Here is a 17,118-nt window from a genome sequence, read left to right on the forward strand (position 1 = left end):
ACCCACTGACACTCGCGCATCAGTGGGCAAACGGAAAACCTGATGATGCAACTGATGGTAAGCGTTGCGCCGCCGTGAATCACCCTTCAGATGTCCACCAATTGTCGTCAATTTGTAAGGCCGCGCGCGTGCACCGGCATGCAGGCTGACCGTTGAACCTTTGCCGCTGTACAATCTTGGGCTCAGGAGAAACCATGCTTTTGGCCACGCTTCATCACCGACAGTCAACCGGAATGCGCCCGTGAACCGCCTATTTTTCCGGTTCTTCGTGTTCGTCATGCTGTCGATCACGGTCGCCACATTCCTCATCTACTTTGCCTTTGCAAGACTGTTCGGTGATCCGCTGGAAGACATTGCACGGCGCCAGGCTGCGGGGCAGATTTTCCTGATCGAACACTACGTGGATGAAGCGCCCGGCGACGAGTGGCTCACGCGCCTGAACAAGGTGCGCGAAGTCTCGCCGGTGCGCTACGACCTGCTGCCGCTGGCCGCCGCGCGCGCCCGGTTCGATGGCGCCCGGCGCGCGGCGCTCGATCGTGGCGCGATTGTGCTGGACATCGGCGAGCGCGCCCTGTACCGGCGCGTCGACCTGGCGGGCGAGCGCTATATCGGCAGCAACGACGACGTGCTGCATGCACAGAACCTGCCGATCGATATCGGCAAGGAGCTCACGATGGAGCTGCTGCGCTTCGTTATCGTCGCCCTCGCCCTGCTGCTGCCGATTGCGCTCTGGTCGCGCTCGCACTGGCGCGCGCTGCAATCGCTGTCGCGCATGGCCGACGAATTCGGCGCCGGCAAGCTGTCGGTGCGCGCGCAGTTGCAACGCTCGGAGATCGTCTATCCGCTGGCCGAACGCATCAACGATATGGCCAGGCGCATCGAGGCCTTGATGGGCGCGCAGCGCAGCCTGCTGCATTCGGTCTCGCACGAACTGCGCACGCCGATTGCGCGCCTGGAATTCGGCCTCGAATTGCTCGATGCGCGTGCCAACGACCCGGACCAGCGCCGCCGCATCGCCGCGCTGGAGGGCGATGTGCGCGAGCTGAACGACCTGGTCAAGGAGCTGCTCGATATGAGCAAACTCGACGGCGCCGGCACGCTGCAGGGCGCCACGGTCGATCTCGAGGCGCTGCTGCGCGACTGCTGCGCCACGCTGCCGCCGTCGCCCCAAGAGGTCCGCTGCCAGTACGAGGACGGGCTCGGCACCATCGACGCCGATGCCCGCCTGCTGGCGCGCGCCATCGGCAACCTGCTGCGCAATGCCCAGAAATATGCAAGCAGCCGGGTCGTGCTATCGGCCGCACGGGGACCGGCCGGCATCGAGATTGCTGTCGACGACGATGGCCCCGGCATTCCCGAGGCCGAGCGCGACAAGGTGTTCGAGCCGTTCTACCGGCTCGACCGCAGCCGCGACCGCGCCACGGGCGGCTTTGGCCTCGGCCTGTCGATCGCGCGCAAGGCGGTGGTCCTGCATGGCGGCGCCCTGAGCACCGACACCTCGCCGCTTGGCGGCGCGCGCTTCGTGGTGCGATTACCGCAAGCACTCAAATAAATAAACACTTTCGTTTACTTATTAGTTGGCCGGGCGTAAGCTCGGCGCGTTGACATTCTTTCCGCGCCATCATGAACCAGCGTTTCCTTATCCTCACCCTATGCGCTCTGGCCCTGCTGTCGACGGTCGGCGCCTCGCTGCCCTATCCGATGCTCGCTCCCCTGTTCGCCGATGGCAGCGTCCATGGGCTCAACAGCTTTCTGGGACTGCCGCCCAAGCTGCTATTGGGGATTGCCCTGATGATCAATCCGCTCGGCCTGCTGATCGGCAGCGCCGTGCTGGGGCCGTTGTCCGATGGTTTCGGCCGGCGTCGCGCGCTGCTGCTGACGACCGTCGGCGCGGCGATCGGCCACTTGCTGACCGCCGTGGCGATGGTGATGGAGTCGTATCTGCTGTTCCTGGCGGCGCGCTTCTTCACCGGCCTGCTCGAAGGCAATGGCGCCGTGATGCGCGCCCTGTTGATCGAGCGCATCAAGGGACCGATGCGCAATCACGCGCTGTCGTGGCTGAATGGTTCCTTCAACCTCGGCTGGCTGGTCGGCCCTCTGCTGGGCGGCTTCACGATGACGCTGGGCGCCGAGGTGCCGTTCGGGATCGCCGCCGTCGCCCTGCTCCTGGGTACGCTCTGCGTGTTCCTGACGATTCCCGCCACGCCGCCCGCCACGCACGGCCTGCGCTGGTGGACGGTGGCGCGGGAACGCCACGCGCTGACACTGCTGCGTCACGGCCCGCTGCGCACGCTGTTCATCGTCCACCTGGGCTATTGCTGTGGCGTCGCGTCGCTGTACCAGTACTTCCCGTTATGGCTGGTTGATATAGGCGGCTACGATGCGCGCGAAATTTCGCTCGTAAACATGGGCATGTGCGCATTGATGACGACCGCCGCGCTGTTCGCCGGCCACGCCAGTCTGGTGGAAGGCCGCCGGCGCGCTGCCTGGTATGCGGGCGTGGGCGCCGCCACGATCCTGTGCGTGGGCTTTGGCAACCTGTGGATCGGGATTGCCGGCATCGTCCTGTTCGGCGTACCACACGCGTTCTACAACACGGCGCTGCAAACCTGGGCGGCCGACGAGTTTGCGGCCCACGGTCAGGGGTCGGTCATGGCGCTGCTGTCGACCATTTTTTGCCTGGCCAATATCCTGATGGCGCTCTTGGGCGCCGTGCTGACGCTGATCGACACCCGGCTGGTGCTGGTCGTCGGCGGCGTGCTGGCGGCCTGGGCGGCGATGGCACTGCGGCGCTGGAGTATGCGCAGTATGCATCAACGACTGGAGACCCCATGAACACCTCGGAACGCATCCTGATGCAGCTGAAAATGCGCGGCCCTCAGACCGCACAGGCACTGGCCGGACAACTCGATCTGACCTCGATGGGCGTGCGGCGCCATCTGGAGAGCGCGCTCGGAAAGGGCCTGGTCGAGTGCGAGGACAGCGGGGGCAAGGTCGGGCGCCCGGTGCGGCGCTGGCACCTGAGCCAGGCCGGGCAAGCACGCTTTCCGGATCGTCACGCCGAGCTCACGGTTGACTTGATCGGGCAGGTGCAGAGGCTGTTCGGACCGGCCGCGATGGAACGCCTGATCGTTGCGCGTGAGCAGACGAGCGAAGCGCTGTACCGCAGCCGGCTCGATGACGCGGGTGCCGGAGCGCCACTGGCAACGCGCGTCGCGGCGCTGGCCGCCGTGCGCGATGAAGAGGGGTATATGGCCGAGGCGCAGCCGCAACCGGACGGCAGCGTGCTGTTAATAGAAAACCATTGCCCGATCTGCGCCGCAGCACGCATGTGCCAGGACTTTTGCCGCTCGGAACTCGACGTGTTCGCGCGCGTATTGGGACCGACCGTGAAGGTGATCCGCATCGAGCATCAGTTGCATGGCGCGCGGCGCTGCGCCTACGCTGTATCGACGGCAGAATGACAAAACGGCGCCCATGGGGCGCCGTTTTGGTAGTGCCTGGCTTGCTTGCCTAGCTCAGTTGCCAACGCATTTGCCAACTCACTTGCCAACATTATGCGGAGCAGGCCGCACATTCATCACGCCGAACCAGAGGTGTTCCCACCAGTGATCGCGCGAATCCACCGTGACCAGGCATGCCTTGTCAAATCCCGACTTGAATACCAGGTCAGGACATTTGTTCGTCGCCAGCGCATGACGCTGATTCTCCGCATTGACCAGCGCGATGGAGAGCCAGATGGTCGCCATGGCGAAGATCGCCACCAGCGACCACGCAACATGGTTCACGCGGCTGGTCTCAAACAGCTCTTCCTCTTTGGGCCGTGACCCTTCGTAGATCTTGAGGATGTCGCGTTCGACGTCGTTGGTCATTTGGTCTGGGCTGCCTTCGTGACCAGTGCATCGAGGACCTGGCCAGTGGCCGTCATCAGCTGGCCCATGTCCTGGATCTTGTTCGACTGCGCCACGGTGGCTGGCGAGACGACGTATTTGCCGTCGATCACGACGGTTGGAGTGCTGCTGGCCTTGTACGCTTCGGCAACTGCCGGCAGGCGCTTGAGCTTGGTTTGCACGCCGAACGAGTTCCACGCTTCCATGAACTTGGCCTTGTCGAGCCCGTTCGAGGTTGCCCACGCAATGATGTCGTCATCCTTCATCAGGCGCTTGCGCTCGACGTGCACGGCGCGGAACACGCGGTCATGGTACTGCTCCAGCTTGCCCATGGCGTCGAGCGTCAGGAACAGGCGTGCTTCCGGGTCGCTCGCGCCCTGGAACGGCAACGGGACGCGGCGCATCACGATGTTGTCGCCCTGCTTCTTGATCCATGCATTGAGCGTCGGCTCGAATGCATTGCAGGCGCCGCAGTGGTAGGCGAAGAATTCGACGACTTCGACCTTCTTGCCAACGGTCTGGGTCGGCTGCGGCGCGGCCAGCACGGTGTATTCGGCGCCGACGCGTGGATCAGTCGGCGAAGCATTGGCGAAACCGGCAACCAGGGCGGCAGCAACGAGGGCAAAACGCAGAGTGCGCATAACATCCTTCCACATATATGATTGAGCGAACGATCGCGAGATTACCACTTTTTGCCGTTCCCCTGTCTGCAGGGCGCGATTTATTGCATTTGCTTACCGCTGAAACATGCATGCAAATACATCAGCCACCCGCGCCCGGCAAACGATGGATCAGAAGTCGTAGCGCAGCGACACTTTCAACTGGCGGCCATCGCTCGGGTAAATGCCGGCGCGGCAGCTGAACGCGTAGCTGTAGTGCTGGCGATCGAGCAGGTTCAGGCCCGATACCGACGCTTCCCATGGGCCGAAGCGGCGCGCATAGCGGGCGTCGACCGTCGTGTACGACGGCACGCGCGCGCTGCAACGATTGGCGAAGTCATCGCCAAAACGCTGGCTCGCCACCCACTGCGCGCCCACATCGGCGCTCTGGCCATTGCCGGGCGTCCAGGCCAGGCGCGTCGTCACGACATGTTTCGGCACCAGCACCATCTCGCGGCCGGCGTTCGGGCCATCACGGAAGACGGATTGCACGTACTGCCAGGCGCCGGTCACGCGCAAGTTAGTCGCCAGCAGCGCGTTGCCTTCGAATTCGACACCCTGGCGCCGGGTCGGGTCGAGGTTGGTGTTGCTGCCAAAACCGCCGGCCAGCGTCGGGTCGAAGAAGATTTCGTTCGTCAGGCGGTGATGGAATACGCAGGCCGTGGCCTTGCGCGCGTCATTGCCAACCGCGACGCCCAGCTCCAGGTCGCGCGAGGTTTGCGGCGCCAGCACGCCTGTCGTGGAACGGTAGGAGTTTTCGTCGATATTGGCGATGCGGTAGCTGCGGCCCGCTTTTGCAAACACGGTCACCTCGCGCGCGACATCAACGCTGCCTTCGAGCGTGAAGGCATTGCTTGATTGCTCGGTCTCTTCCGGGGCGGTGAAGGCGAGCGGGTCGGTGTAGTCCTTGTCGAAACGTTCATGGCGCGCGCCGACGGCCAGGCGCGCATTGTGTGGCGCGTTCCAGGTCAGTTCGTCGCGCACGTAGATCGCCTTGGAATCCTGCGTGGCGTCGCCGGCCGAGAAGCTCGACGTCACTTGGCGATCCCAGCGGGTCAGGTCGATGCCTGTGACAAATTCGTTTCGCTTGTCGCCGAGCATGGCGGTGTGGCGCAGGCGCGGCGAGAACTGGGTCTGCTCGGCCTCGTAGCGCGAACCAAACCCGCTGTAGGTCGACTTCACATCGCGCGCGCGGTGCGACAGTTCGGCTGCCAGTTCGATGGTGCCGATGCGGTGTTCGACGAAGGCGCTGATGCGGTCGGTGTCGAGCGAGCCGAAGTCGCCCGGCGTGTTGCTCTGGGTCGGGTTGGCCTGGAATTGCGCCTCGTTCAGCGAACCCGGAAAACGCGCGTCCGAGCGCGAGCTCTCGAAGCGCAGGCCAGCGCGGCCGTTCGAAGCGTACGCATATTGCACGCCGCCGCTGAAGCTCGTCTGCTCGTACTTGTTGTTGTCGCGGTAGTTGTCGGTGCGGCGGTCGGTCACGGCGGCGTCGAACGACCATGGGCCGGCGCCATGCGCGATCGAGGCGCGCAGGTCGAGGGCATCGAAGCGCCCGGCTTCGGCAAACAGCGAACCGCGCGTGCCGCTGCCGGCTGGACGGCGGGTGAAGATCTGGATCACGCCGCCGGTCGCGCCGTCGCCATACAGGACGCTGCTGCCGCCGCGCGTGATCTCGATGCGCTCGACCGTGTCGATCGAAATGCTCGAGAGCACGGTGTTGGCCAGCTCATTTTCGTTCAGGCGCACGCCGTCGACCATCACCACCACGTTCTGCGCGCTGTTGGTGCCGAAACCACGCAGGTCGAGACTGAAGTCGGGCGAGCCATCCAGGCTCTGGCGACCGAAGACGCCGCCGATCTTGCGGATCGCCGCATTCACGTCGGCCACGCCGGCGCTGCGGATCTGGTCGGCGGTGATCACGGTGGCGCCGATTGGCGTCGCGCTGGCGGGGAAGCGGGCGGCGGTGACGACGACCGGCGCCAGCGGCTCTTGCGCAGTAGCGTCTGCAGCGATGGTGGCAAAGGTCGAAACGGCGAAGGCGCACGCCACGGCGAGGGGCGCGCGGCGCGCAGGAGCTGCAAAAATCATGATGAGTGTGTTCTCGGTAAGGGGCGCCCCGCTGCGTCCCCGCAGCCCGGCGTCGAAGGAGGCGCATGGCGCCTCCACCTGTCCTGGCCGGTATCCGGGCTGGCAAGCGAGACGCCCTCACCTTCCTGTCGTGCGGACAGTGGTTATCGAGATTGTCTGCCGCGGCGCAGGATGTGCGGACGCGGCGCTTGTCGACCGTTGCGGGGGCAGCACACTTCCAGAACCGCGCGTGGCGCAGCCCTGTCGTGTTTCCCGTTTAACTTCGCGCACTGGAGGGCGCGCGAGAGCACCAAAACGGCGCGATTATACCGTGTCGGCACGCGCCCGGGCGTGATCAGCTGCCGCGCTTGCCGCGCGACTGCTCTTCGAGCTTGGCGGCCAGCTTCTCGGCCGCCAGGCGGGCTTTCTCGGCGACCTCGGCCGCGTGCAGGGCCAGGCTGGCCGCGCGCGAAACCGGCGTTTCCAGGCTGATGCGGCCAAGGGCGCCCTGGCGGTAATCCTGCAGCAGCGAGTGGGCTGCCTTTTCGTAGTCGTACTCGCCCCCGCGCACACGGAAGCCACGGCGCATCGCCACGCCTTCGATGACGCCCACGCCATCCATGCCATCTGTTTTCAGGCCATAGCGCGCGGTGAGCAGGTGCGGGTAGCGCTGCAGCAGCAGCTCGCCCAGGTATTCGGCCACTTCTTCTTCGACCAGCGCATTGGTGCCGATCGCGTGGCTGGCCGCCAGCATCAGGCCATCGCTGGCCATGGCGATCTTTGGCCACAGCATGCCGGGCGTGTCGACCAGGACCACGTTCTTGTTCAGGTACAGGCGCTGCTGGACCTTGGTCACGGCCGGCTCGTCGCCCACCTTGGCCACGCGTTTTTTCAGCAGCGCGTTCATCAACGTCGACTTGCCGACGTTGGGGATGCCCATGATCATGATGCGCAGCGGCTTCGTCGGCACACCGCGGTGCGGCGCCAGCGACAGGGCCAGATCGGGGATGCGGGCGACGTCAGCCGGCTTCTTGGTCGTCATCGGGTAGGCCGTGACGCCATCCTGCGCATCGTAATAGGCTTTCCAGGCGGCGGTAGCGACCGGATCGGCCAGATCGATCTTGTTCAGGATTTTGAGGCTGGGACGCTGGCGGAACTTGCGCAGCTGGTCCACCAGTGGGTTGCAGCTCGCCTCGGGCAGGCGTGCATCGAGGACTTCGATCACCAGATCGATGTTCTCCATCTGCTCGGCCGCTTCCTTCTTGGCCGCATTCATGTGGCCCGGGAACCATTGTATCGACATGCTATTGCTTTCTTTATCTTTCGTTCAAGGTGCTATTTTACGCTGGTGGCGCACGCTGGCGTCGCGAACCCGCCACAGTCGGCCTTTCTCTTCTGCATGACGTTGACCCGTTGCAACACTGTTGACATATTCGGCGTGCACACTGGCCCTTGACCACAGGTGGTGGCAGGACGCAGCGGAGACGACATATGCGCGCACGGGACAGACTGAAACGATCGATGGCACGCTGGTATGGCGTCGGCTTGCTGTGCTGCGCCATCGTGGTATCTGCGCTGGTCGAGTTGCCGCTGGTGCCTTACTGAAGCGGACCCGCTGCGCTGCATGCGGCGGGCGGCAACGTGGCGGCCGGATCGAACGCCGATAAGCGGTCGCGCGCCGCCGAGCGGTCTTTCGCATACTCGGCCAGGTAGCGGCTGCGTTCCTCGCTCTGCCACTCGCGATCGGGCACGCCTGCCAACGACAGCGTGCGGCTGACCAGCACGGGGCCCTCGCGGCGCGCCAGCAGCAGCCGGTCCGGGTCGGCATTCTCGCGCAGCAGATAGCCTTCGACGTCGCGCAGCACCAGTGGCAATAACGGCCTGGGGTTGGCGTCGTGCAGCAGCTTGCCGTGCACGCGCAAGGGTACCGCCTGCGTGCCCTGCCCCAGCAGCTCGTTGAAGCTCGCCAGCGCGAACGGGCGCCCCAGCGCGTCGTCGATGCGGCCGCTGACAACGTAGCGGCCAGCGATGCGCACGTCGAGTGGCAGCGTGAATTCGAGCGCGTCCTGGCCGATCGCTTCATGCGGGGCGCCGCTCCAGATGGCCGGCAGTTCGGGCGAGTAGATCACATCGAACCACACGATGCCCGTGCGGCCGCCAGCGCTGAAGCGCACTTCGCTGCGGATGGTGCCGTGAAAGCGCGCCAGCGCGCCCGCATGCGGCGCGAACGTGGCGCGCCAGTCGTCGCCGTCCTGTGCAAACACCAGCGTCACGCTGGGCGCAGCGCGCGTCCCCGGCGCGGCCATGCCCTGGGCCAGCGCGCGTGAGACCACCAGTGGCAGCGCCACGCCTTGAGCATCGACGGCGCGCAGCGAGAACGCCACCGTCTCGCCCGCCGCCAGATAGACGCGCGACTGCGCGCTCTGCACCAGCACGGCCGGATCGCTGTCGCCGCCCTGGACGCGCAGCGGGTTCGATTCGCGCACCGGCTGGTTCGGATACAGCTGGTCGGGATGCTGCCCGGCCGGGCGCGATGTGTGCGGGTAGCGGGTTTGCTGGAGGTAGCTACAGTAGGTGTGCTGCGTTAAGCGAAGCTGCCAGGCAAGCTGGCGACGATGCGCGGTACGCTCTTCGCCAGCAGAAGGCATGATCGGCACCGGCCCAAAAAAATGCAGGCCGGCCAGCGGCGCCGGTGCAGCAAGCGCCGGCGCCGGATCGGCCGCGCGCAGCAGGCCGGCCAGCAGCCATGCCGCCAGCAGACATGCAAGCAGAGCCGTAGCGGCAATGACGGCGCGCCGCGCCAGCCAGAACGGTCGCGGCCTAGTTGGCCGTATCGACCATCGCCGCACGGACGACCCCGATGACGCCAGCCCAGTTGCCGTCGCCATAGTGATTGAAGCCTTCACCGTCGTCGCGGAATACGACCGAGTGCCAGCTCCACTTGACGCTGCCGCCCTGGTTCGGCGCGGTGCCCAGGCGCAGGTCGTCACACAGCCAGTCGCCCGGATTGCACAGCGCACGGCCCGCATTGCCGGCCACGCCGCCGCTGCTGTGATATGCCACCACCTCGTCGTCCTGGCCCGGCAACAGGAAAGAGTACGCCGTGCCGCGCGCGCCGGCGTAGCGGTAGAACCAGACGTTGCGGGTGTCGTTATGGTTGTACATGGCGCGCGCGGTACTGGTCTTGAGGTCTTGCACGAGTGGCTCGGAGGTGGTCCAGGCACCGGCGTTGGCGAGCTCGGAGCCGCCCGCCGCGCCGGCCGCGACACGCACCCATTTGAGGTTCCAGCCGGTCTGCATAGCGCCGTTGGCGGCGCACACGCCGTTGGCGTTCGCACTGGCGTCGGTGACGGCGCGCGTCGAACCGCCGTAGTTGGCCAGTGTGTACCCGAGCAGCAGGTCACCGGCGCTGTAGGCGGCGATATAGCACCAGTTCTGGCCCGTGCAGAAGCAGTCGAGCGCAGCGCGCACGCGGCCGCTTTGCGACGCGATGCTGCTGCGGCCATCCCAGTTGACCGCCTGCTTGTTGATGCCCGCAGGGGTAGTGGCCGGGCCCCAGTAGCGAAAGTCGCTGTAGTTGCCGGGCGCGCCGCCGCTGTGACGGCCGTTGATCCACAGCGTGTAGTTGGTGGCGCCCGCCACGGTGCTGGCCAACAGCAGGCACAAGGTGCAAAGGACGTAGAGGGCGTACGGGATGCGGCGGTGCTTCATGCTGGTCTCCTCGCTGCCCGGCGTGTGCAGGTGCTACGCCGGTGCTACGTTAGAGAGCAGAATGCCGCTGCGGTTCCCCGACTATTCGAGATCGGCCAGCACCTTCAGGTGCGCCACCACGCTGCGCCCCAGCGACGACAACTCGTAACCGCCTTCAAGACAGCTGACGATCCGCCCGCCGGCGTGCTGGTTGGCCACCGCCAGGATCTGCCGCGTGATCCACGCGTAGTCCGCCTCGACCAGCCCGATGCCGCCCATGTCGTCGTCGCGATGGCCGTCGAAACCGGCCGACACAAAAATCATCTGCGGCTTGAAGGCATGCAGCGCCGGCAGCCACTGCTCCAGCACCAGCTGGCGCACGGTGTCGCCGTCGCAGCGCGCCGGCACCGGCACGTTCACGCACGTGGCCGTGATCGGCTCGGGCTCGGTGTACGGAAAGAACGGGTGCTGGAAGAAGCTCGCCATCAGCACGCGCGGATCGTCCTTGAACGCGTCGGCAGTGCCGTTGCCGTGATGGACATCGAAATCGATGATCGCCACACGCGCCAGCCCGTGGGCCTCGAGCGCGTGGCGCGCGGCGATGGCCACGTTGTTGAAGAGGCAAAAGCCCATCGGCTCGGTCGGCGTGGCGTGGTGGCCCGGCGGGCGCACCGAGCAAAAGGCGTTGGTCACCGTGCCCGCGATGACGTCGTCAGTTGCGGCCACCGCGGCGCCGGCCGCGCGCAGCGCCGCCTGATAGCTGTGCTGATTGAGCAGCGTGTCACCGTCAAGTGGATAGTAGTCGCCCGGCGTGGCCGGCACGTGGTCGCGCACCAGCGCCAGCGCGCCTGCCGTGTGATTGCGCAGGATCTGCGCGGTGTCGGCCAGCGGCGCACTGCGCTGCTCGATCAGACCATCCAGGCGCGCCAGGATCAGCTGGTCGTCGATCGCCCGCAGGCGCGCCGGGGACTCGGGGTGCCAATCGCCCATCTCGTGCCGCAGGCAGTCGGGGTGGCTGTAAATCGCTGTACTCATGATGCTCGGTCTCCGCCTGTGCCCATCCATTCACACCTTGCCGCGCCGTTCTCGCATAGAATCCCTTGGGACGGCTTGTTGCTGTCGACGTATGAAGATTGCCAATGACGCTAATCTACCACGCCAGGCCAGTGGACTGCCGTGCCGCCTTGTCAATCATGCCATACGACGTCGGGTACGACGACCTGTTCCATGTACTGAATAACGTAAAGCCCAACCATGTTCAACAAATTGCACGCCGTCGCACGCCAGGTCAACGAGGTGGTGGTCGGCAAGGACCAGCAAGTGCGCCTGGCCCTGACCTGCCTGCTGGCCGGCGGCCACCTGCTGCTCGACGACCTGCCGGGCGTTGGCAAGACCACGCTGGCGCACGCGCTGGCCATTTCGCTGGGTCTGCGCTTTAACCGCGTCCAGTTCACGAGCGACCTGCTGCCGGCCGACATCGCCGGCATCTCGATCTACGAGCGCGAAAAGAACGAGTTCGTGTTCCATCCGGGCCCGATCTTCACGCAGGTGCTGCTGGCCGACGAGATCAACCGCGCCACGCCCAAGACCCAGTCGGGTCTGCTCGAAGCGATGGAAGAACACCAGGTCTCGGCTGACGGCGTCACGCGCGCCCTGCCCGAACCGTTCTTTGTCATCGCCACGCAGAACCCGGCCAACCAGGTCGGCGTGTTCCCGCTGCCCGAGTCGCAGCTCGACCGCTTCCTGATGTGCCTGACGCTGGGCTACCCGGACGCCGCCGCCGAACGCGCACTGCTGATGGGCGAAGACCGGCGCGCGATGCTCAAGACCCTGCAGCCGGCGATGCAGGCCGCCGAACTGGCCGCTGCCCGGCATCAGCTGCGCACGATTCACGCGTCCGGCGCCCTGATCACGTATGTACAGGCGCTGGCACAGGCGTCGCGTCAGAACGGCATGTTCGCCGAGGGCCTGTCGCCACGCGCCGCGATCGCGCTGCTGCAGGCCGGACGTGCCTGGGCCGCGCTCGAAGGGCGCGATCACGTGATCCCCGAAGATATCCAGGCCGTGCTGGTGCCGGTCTGCGCGCACCGTCTGCGGCCAGTACGCGCCGCGCACGGCACCGCACTGGCCAGCCGCGACCTGGTGCTGCAACTGCAAAAGGCGGTCCCGGTCTGATGGCGCTGGCGCTCCGGAGCTGGTTGCGCCGCACGACCGGTGCATGGCTGCCGCGCGGCGGCGCGCTCGATGCGGGCGAGGTCATTATCAGTCAGCGCCGCGTGTTCATCGTGCCGTCGCGCGCCGGCCTTGGGTTCGTGCTGCTGCTGGCGGTGCTGCTGGTCGGCTCGGTCAATTACGCGCTGGGCCTGGGCTTCGGCCTGACCTTTCTGGCACTGTCATGCACACTGGTCGACATGGTCGCCACCTACCGCAATCTGGCGCAGCTGCGCCTGCAACAGGGCCGCACGGCGCCCGTGTTTGCAGGCGAGGTCGCGCAGTTCGAGCTGCAGGTCATCAACCGCACGCGCCTGGCGCGCTACGCCGTGCGGGCCGACTTTGCCGACTGGCCCGAGGCACGCCACGTCGCCGACATCGCCGCCGGCACGCAAGCCACCGTCACGCTCACGCTGCCGACCAGCGAGCGCGGCTGGGCGGCGCCGGGGCGCGTGACACTGTCGACGCGCTTTCCCCTCGGCCTGTTCGTCGCCTGGAGTTACTGGCGGCCAGCCACGCAAGTGCTGGTCTATCCGCGCCCCGAAGACGGCGCGCCCGGCCTGCCGCTGCAGGGCGGCGGCGGCAACAGCGTGCGCACGGCCGGCCATGACGATTTTGCGGGCGTGCGCAATTACCAGGCGGGCGACTCGCCGCGCCAGATGGCCTGGCGCCAGATCGCGCGGCTCGATCCGAGCATCGGCGGCCAACTGGTGACGAAACACTTTGAAGGCGGTGGCGGCGACGAACTGGTGCTCGACTTCGACCGCCTGCCACGCACGCTCGACGTCGAACTGCGCCTGGCGCGCCTGACGCGCTGGGTGCTGGAAGCGGAAAGCCGCGCCCTGCCCTACGCCTTCCACCTTGGCCCCGTACGCATCGACGCGGGGAGCGGCGCGGCGCACCAGGCAGCGTGCCTGCGCGCGCTGGCCTTGTACGGCATCGAGGGCCCCGCATGACATTCTTGCGTACCCCACTGCCACGCGACAAGGCCGATACGCTGCTGCTTCTCGCCAGCGCGGTGCTGGTGCTGGCACCCCACGCGCTGCATCTGCCGTGGTGGGTGTCGCTGCTGTGCGCGGCCACGCTGGCCTGGCGCGCCGCCATCACGCTGCGCGGCAAGCGCATGCCCAAAGCCATCGTGCTGCTGCCGATCGCGATCGCCGCCATGGTGGGCGTGCAATACAGCTACGACACGCTGCTCGGCAAGGACGCCGGCGTGGCGATGCTGGTGCTGCTGGTGGCCTTCAAGATGCTCGAGATGCACGCGCGGCGCGACCTGTTCGTCGTGGTGTTCCTGTGCTTCTTCCTGGTGCTGACCAACTTCTTCTACGCGCAGGGCATCGGCACCGCCATCATGATGATCGCGTCGGTGCTGCTGCTGCTGGCCGCGCAGCTGTCGTTCCAGTTCACCGGCGCCGTGCCGCCGCTGCGCACGCGCCTGGCGATGGCCGCGCGCATGCTGGCCTTTGCGGCGCCGATCGCGATCGCGCTGTTTGTCGTGTTCCCGCGCATCCAGGGGCCGCTGTGGAGCATGCCGGGCGGGCCCGGCGCCGGCACCTCGGGCTTGTCGGACCAGATGGCGCCGGGCCAGATGTCGAACCTGGCGCTGTCGGAAGAACCGGCGTTTCGCGTGCGCTTCTTCGGCCCCCCGCCGCTGGCGCCCCAGTTGTACTGGCGCGGCCCGGTGCTCGACGCTTTCGATGGCCTGACCTGGCGCCGGGGCGAGAACACCGCGTCGGGCCGCAATCTGCGCCTGTCGGTTGGCGGACCGGGGCTGGACTATGAAGTCACGCTCGAACCGTCGCAGTCGCGCTGGGTGTTCGCGCTCGAGATGCCGGGCGAACTGCCCGTCGTGCCGGGCCACGAGCTGCGCATCTCGCCGCAGTTCGAACTGACGGCCGACGCGCCGCTGGCGAGCCGCGTGCGCTACCGCGCCAGCTCGCACGTCGAGTATGCGCTGCAAAATGGTCCTGTCCTCGCCGATACCAACCGCTGGCTGTTGCTGCCGTATGGCTTCAACCCGCGTGCGCTGGCTGCCGGCATGGCCTTGCGCGCGCTGGGCGACCCGGCCGCGCGGGTCGATGCCGTGCTGCGCCAGTTCCGCGAGCAAGCGTTCGAATACACGCTGGCCCCGCCCCTGCTCGGGCGCCATTCGGTCGACGAATTCCTGTACGGGACGCGCTCCGGCTTTTGCGAACATTACTCGGGCGCGTTCGTGTTCCTGATGCGCGCGGCCGGCGTGCCGGCGCGCGTCGTGACCGGCTACCAGGGGGGCGAACTCAATCCCATCGACGGCTTCATGACGGTGCGCCAGTCGGACGCCCACGCCTGGGCCGAAGTCTGGATCGCAGGCCGCGGCTGGTTGCGCGTCGATCCGACGGCGGCGGTGGCACCGGAGCGCGTGCGGACCGGGACCAACCGTGCCACGGAGCGGCCCGCGCCGTTCGGCATCGAGGCGCTGCGCGGCGCGAATCCGTTCGGGCTTGACGCCGGCGCCTGGCTGGCCGACGTGCGCAACGCGATGGGCGCGCTCAACAACGGCTGGAACCAGTGGGTGCTGAACTACACGCCGGAACGCCAGCACAGCGTCGTGCAAGGCTTGCAGGACAGGTTGCTCGGTTGGCCGTTCGGCGTTGTGCTGGTGCTGGCCGGATTGGCCTGGTGGGGGATGAAAATTTTGCGGCACCGTCGCGAAATCGACCCGATCGATGCTCTATACTCGACCTTGTGCAAACGTCTGGGCCAGGCCGGCCTGCCGCGCGCACAAGACGAAGGGCCAAGCGCCTACGCGGCGCGCATCCTCGCCACCGCGCCTGGCGCGCAGGCCCTGGCGCCCGCCGCCCGCGAGGCGGCCATCGCCTTCCTGCGTCGTTACAGCGCCTGGCGCTACGCAGCGCCCGCAGCCGATCCCCGGCTCCACGCCACCTTGAAAAGTCTATTGTCGCAAGTCAGATGAAATTAATCGTTACCCTGTTCGCCGCGCTCGCGCTTGCCGCCAGCGCGCATGGCGATGCGCTCGCCGCCCCTTCTTCCGATACCCAGGCGCGCAGCGCGCAAGCCAAGGCCGCGAAAGCCAAAGCGGCAGCGAAGGCCAAATCGTCCAAGGCACGCCGCACGGCCGCCAAGGCCGCGCCAGTGGCTGCAGCCGGCGTCGCCGTGACCAGCGTGGTCGATACCGACAACGAGCACGTCAACTTCCTCGAATGGCAACCGGTGCGCGACTTCATCGACGGAATGGTCGCGCAGCACGGTTTTGAGCGCACCGCGCTCGAGACGCTGTTCGGTCAGGTGCGCTACATCGATACGGCCGTGCAGCTGGTCAAGCCGGCGCCGCCAGGCAAGCCGAAGAACTGGCAAGCCTACAGCGCCCGCTTCATCGAGCCGATCCGGATCCGGGCCGGCGTGCGCTTCTGGGAAGCCAATGCCGAGGCGCTCAAGCGCGCCGAAGCGGCGTATGGTGTACCGGCCGAGATCATCGTCGGCATCATCGGCATCGAAACCATCTACGGGCGCGACACCGGGCGCTTCCGCGTGCTCGACTCGCTCACCACGCTGGCGTTCGCCTATCCGGCCGCGCCAAACCAGGCCGCGCGGCAGGCCTTCTTCCGCGACGAGCTGGCCAGCACGCTGGTGCTGGCGCGCGAGCGCGGCTACGACCCGTTCTCGCTGCTCGGTTCGTTCGCGGGCGCAGTCGGCTTGCCGCAATTCATGCCGAGCAATATCCTCAAATATGGCGTGGACTTCGACAACGACGGCCGCGTCGATCTGCGCGGCTCCAGCGTCGATGCGATCGGCAGCGTCGCCAACTTCCTGATCCAGCACGGTTGGAATGCCGAACACCGCGGACCTGCCGCGTATGCCGCCGATGTCTCGCCGACACGTGCCTGGGAGCCACTGCTCGAGCTTGGCCTTGAAGCGACGCTGCGGCCGGAAGCGCTGCGCGCCGCAGGCGTGGTGACCGGCACGCCGCTGCCGGCCGAAAATCTGTACGGTTTGATCGACCTGCAGAACGGCGCCGAGCCGACCGAGTACTGGGTGGCCAATGATAATTTTTACGCCATTACCAAATACAATCGCAGTTACTTTTATGCAATGTCGGTGGTGGACCTGGGGCGCGCGGTGCGCTCTGCCCGACCCGAGTAAACGCCCGCCAACAGCCTTGCCTAGCGGGAAATTTTGTAATCCTTTGTAACGAGTTTCTCGCGCACTTTCAAAATTGCCGATCAGCATTTGGTTGCATACCCCCCAGGGGTATGCACCTGTCACTTGCTATTTTTCGTAGTAAATTTATTACGAATGTCGTCATACTCCCCGCTTTCTTTCCATTTAGTCAGCAATTTTCATACCGTGCGGCATCAAATGCTGGATGCCCGTACACTAATGATTAACCAAAAAACAATAGTTGTTTCTAGTGACTATGTGAGAGAATTGCATTGCGGCTATTGTTGCAAGTAGACAACGATAACCGAATCAGTAGAAACGATTCCGGCTTGCTCATGAGTATCGGTATCGAAATAGTTGTACAATTGAATAGAAATTTACGAAAGTAAAACCGGACTCCAACGTAGTAGTTGTTGATGACTCCGCACTAACCCCTAAGG

Annotated in this window: 14 protein-coding genes and 1 riboswitch; of the genes, 7 read left to right on the plus strand and 7 right to left on the minus strand. The window is 66.0% G+C overall.

Annotation, left to right across the window (positions count from 1 at the left end; all coding sequences use genetic code 11):
• The first annotated feature begins 241 nt into the window (after positions 1 to 241).
• From RCH14_RS00875 to RCH14_RS00885, 3 genes are all read left to right on the plus strand, one after another.
• Positions 242 to 1,552 (plus strand): ATP-binding protein, encoded by a 1,311-nt coding sequence (locus tag RCH14_RS00875; RefSeq protein WP_343024280.1) that lies wholly within the window; start codon positions 242 to 244, stop codon positions 1,550 to 1,552.
• 71 nt (positions 1,553 to 1,623) lie between these two features.
• Positions 1,624 to 2,835, plus strand: a complete 1,212-nt coding sequence (locus RCH14_RS00880) for an MFS transporter (protein ID WP_343024281.1) — start codon at positions 1,624 to 1,626, stop codon at positions 2,833 to 2,835.
• Positions 2,832 to 3,464 carry a metalloregulator ArsR/SmtB family transcription factor gene (locus tag RCH14_RS00885; protein WP_343024282.1) on the plus strand — a complete coding sequence of 211 codons (633 nt, stop codon included), beginning with the start codon at positions 2,832 to 2,834 and terminating at the stop codon, positions 3,462 to 3,464. The genes RCH14_RS00880 and RCH14_RS00885 overlap by 4 nt, the downstream gene beginning before the upstream one ends.
• Positions 3,465 to 3,542: 78 nt before the next feature.
• On the opposite strand, the gene RCH14_RS00890 is transcribed toward RCH14_RS00885, so the two are convergent.
• The 7 genes from RCH14_RS00890 to RCH14_RS00920 all read right to left on the minus strand — a co-directional run bounded on the left by RCH14_RS00890 (position 3,543) and on the right by RCH14_RS00920 (position 11,341).
• Positions 3,543 to 3,872, minus strand: a complete 330-nt coding sequence (locus RCH14_RS00890; protein WP_343024283.1) for a hypothetical protein — start codon at positions 3,870 to 3,872, stop codon at positions 3,543 to 3,545.
• Positions 3,869 to 4,531 carry a thiol:disulfide interchange protein DsbA/DsbL gene (locus tag RCH14_RS00895; protein ID WP_343024284.1) on the minus strand — a complete coding sequence of 221 codons (663 nt, stop codon included), beginning with the start codon at positions 4,529 to 4,531 and terminating at the stop codon, positions 3,869 to 3,871. The genes RCH14_RS00890 and RCH14_RS00895 overlap by 4 nt, the downstream gene beginning before the upstream one ends.
• 150 nt (positions 4,532 to 4,681) lie before the next feature.
• Entirely contained in the window at positions 4,682 to 6,637 is a 1,956-nt protein-coding gene (locus tag RCH14_RS00900; RefSeq protein ID WP_343024285.1) for a TonB-dependent receptor, read from the minus strand.
• Positions 6,638 to 6,704: 67 nt separating this feature from the next.
• A riboswitch (cobalamin riboswitch) is annotated at positions 6,705 to 6,946 on the minus strand.
• Positions 6,947 to 6,971: 25 nt separating this feature from the next.
• A complete protein-coding gene (gene ylqF / locus RCH14_RS00905) occupies positions 6,972 to 7,919 on the minus strand; it encodes a ribosome biogenesis GTPase YlqF (protein ID WP_343024286.1) in 948 nt (315 codons plus the stop codon).
• Between the two features lie 295 nt (positions 7,920 to 8,214).
• A complete protein-coding gene (locus RCH14_RS00910; protein WP_343024287.1) occupies positions 8,215 to 9,465 on the minus strand; it encodes a hypothetical protein in 1,251 nt (416 codons plus the stop codon).
• A complete protein-coding gene (locus tag RCH14_RS00915) occupies positions 9,437 to 10,327 on the minus strand; it encodes a hypothetical protein (RefSeq protein WP_343024288.1) in 891 nt (296 codons plus the stop codon). The genes RCH14_RS00910 and RCH14_RS00915 overlap by 29 nt, the downstream gene beginning before the upstream one ends.
• 81 nt (positions 10,328 to 10,408) lie before the next feature.
• Entirely contained in the window at positions 10,409 to 11,341 is a 933-nt protein-coding gene (locus RCH14_RS00920; RefSeq protein WP_343024289.1) for a histone deacetylase family protein, read from the minus strand.
• 219 nt (positions 11,342 to 11,560) lie between these two features.
• Between RCH14_RS00920 and RCH14_RS00925 the strand changes: the two genes are divergently transcribed.
• The 4 genes from RCH14_RS00925 to mltB are packed head-to-tail and all read left to right on the plus strand — an operon-like array spanning position 11,561 to position 16,660.
• Entirely contained in the window at positions 11,561 to 12,481 is a 921-nt protein-coding gene (locus RCH14_RS00925) for a MoxR family ATPase (RefSeq protein ID WP_343024290.1), read from the plus strand.
• Positions 12,481 to 13,473: a DUF58 domain-containing protein gene (locus tag RCH14_RS00930; RefSeq protein ID WP_407070033.1), complete on the plus strand. Its 993-nt coding sequence runs from the start codon at positions 12,481 to 12,483 to the stop codon at positions 13,471 to 13,473. The genes RCH14_RS00925 and RCH14_RS00930 overlap by 1 nt, the downstream gene beginning before the upstream one ends.
• Complete coding sequence (locus RCH14_RS00935) at positions 13,470 to 15,473, plus strand: DUF3488 and transglutaminase-like domain-containing protein (RefSeq protein WP_343024292.1); 2,004 nt, start codon at positions 13,470 to 13,472, stop codon at positions 15,471 to 15,473. Before RCH14_RS00930 ends, RCH14_RS00935 begins: the two co-directional genes overlap by 4 nt.
• Positions 15,470 to 16,660, plus strand: a complete 1,191-nt coding sequence (mltB, locus tag RCH14_RS00940; RefSeq protein WP_343024293.1) for a lytic murein transglycosylase B — start codon at positions 15,470 to 15,472, stop codon at positions 16,658 to 16,660. Before RCH14_RS00935 ends, mltB begins: the two co-directional genes overlap by 4 nt.
• Positions 16,661 to 17,118 lie beyond the last annotated feature (458 nt).

Source organism: Massilia sp. MP_M2 (assembly GCF_039123635.1).
In the GTDB taxonomy this organism is placed as follows: Bacteria; Pseudomonadota; Gammaproteobacteria; order Burkholderiales; family Burkholderiaceae_D; genus Telluria.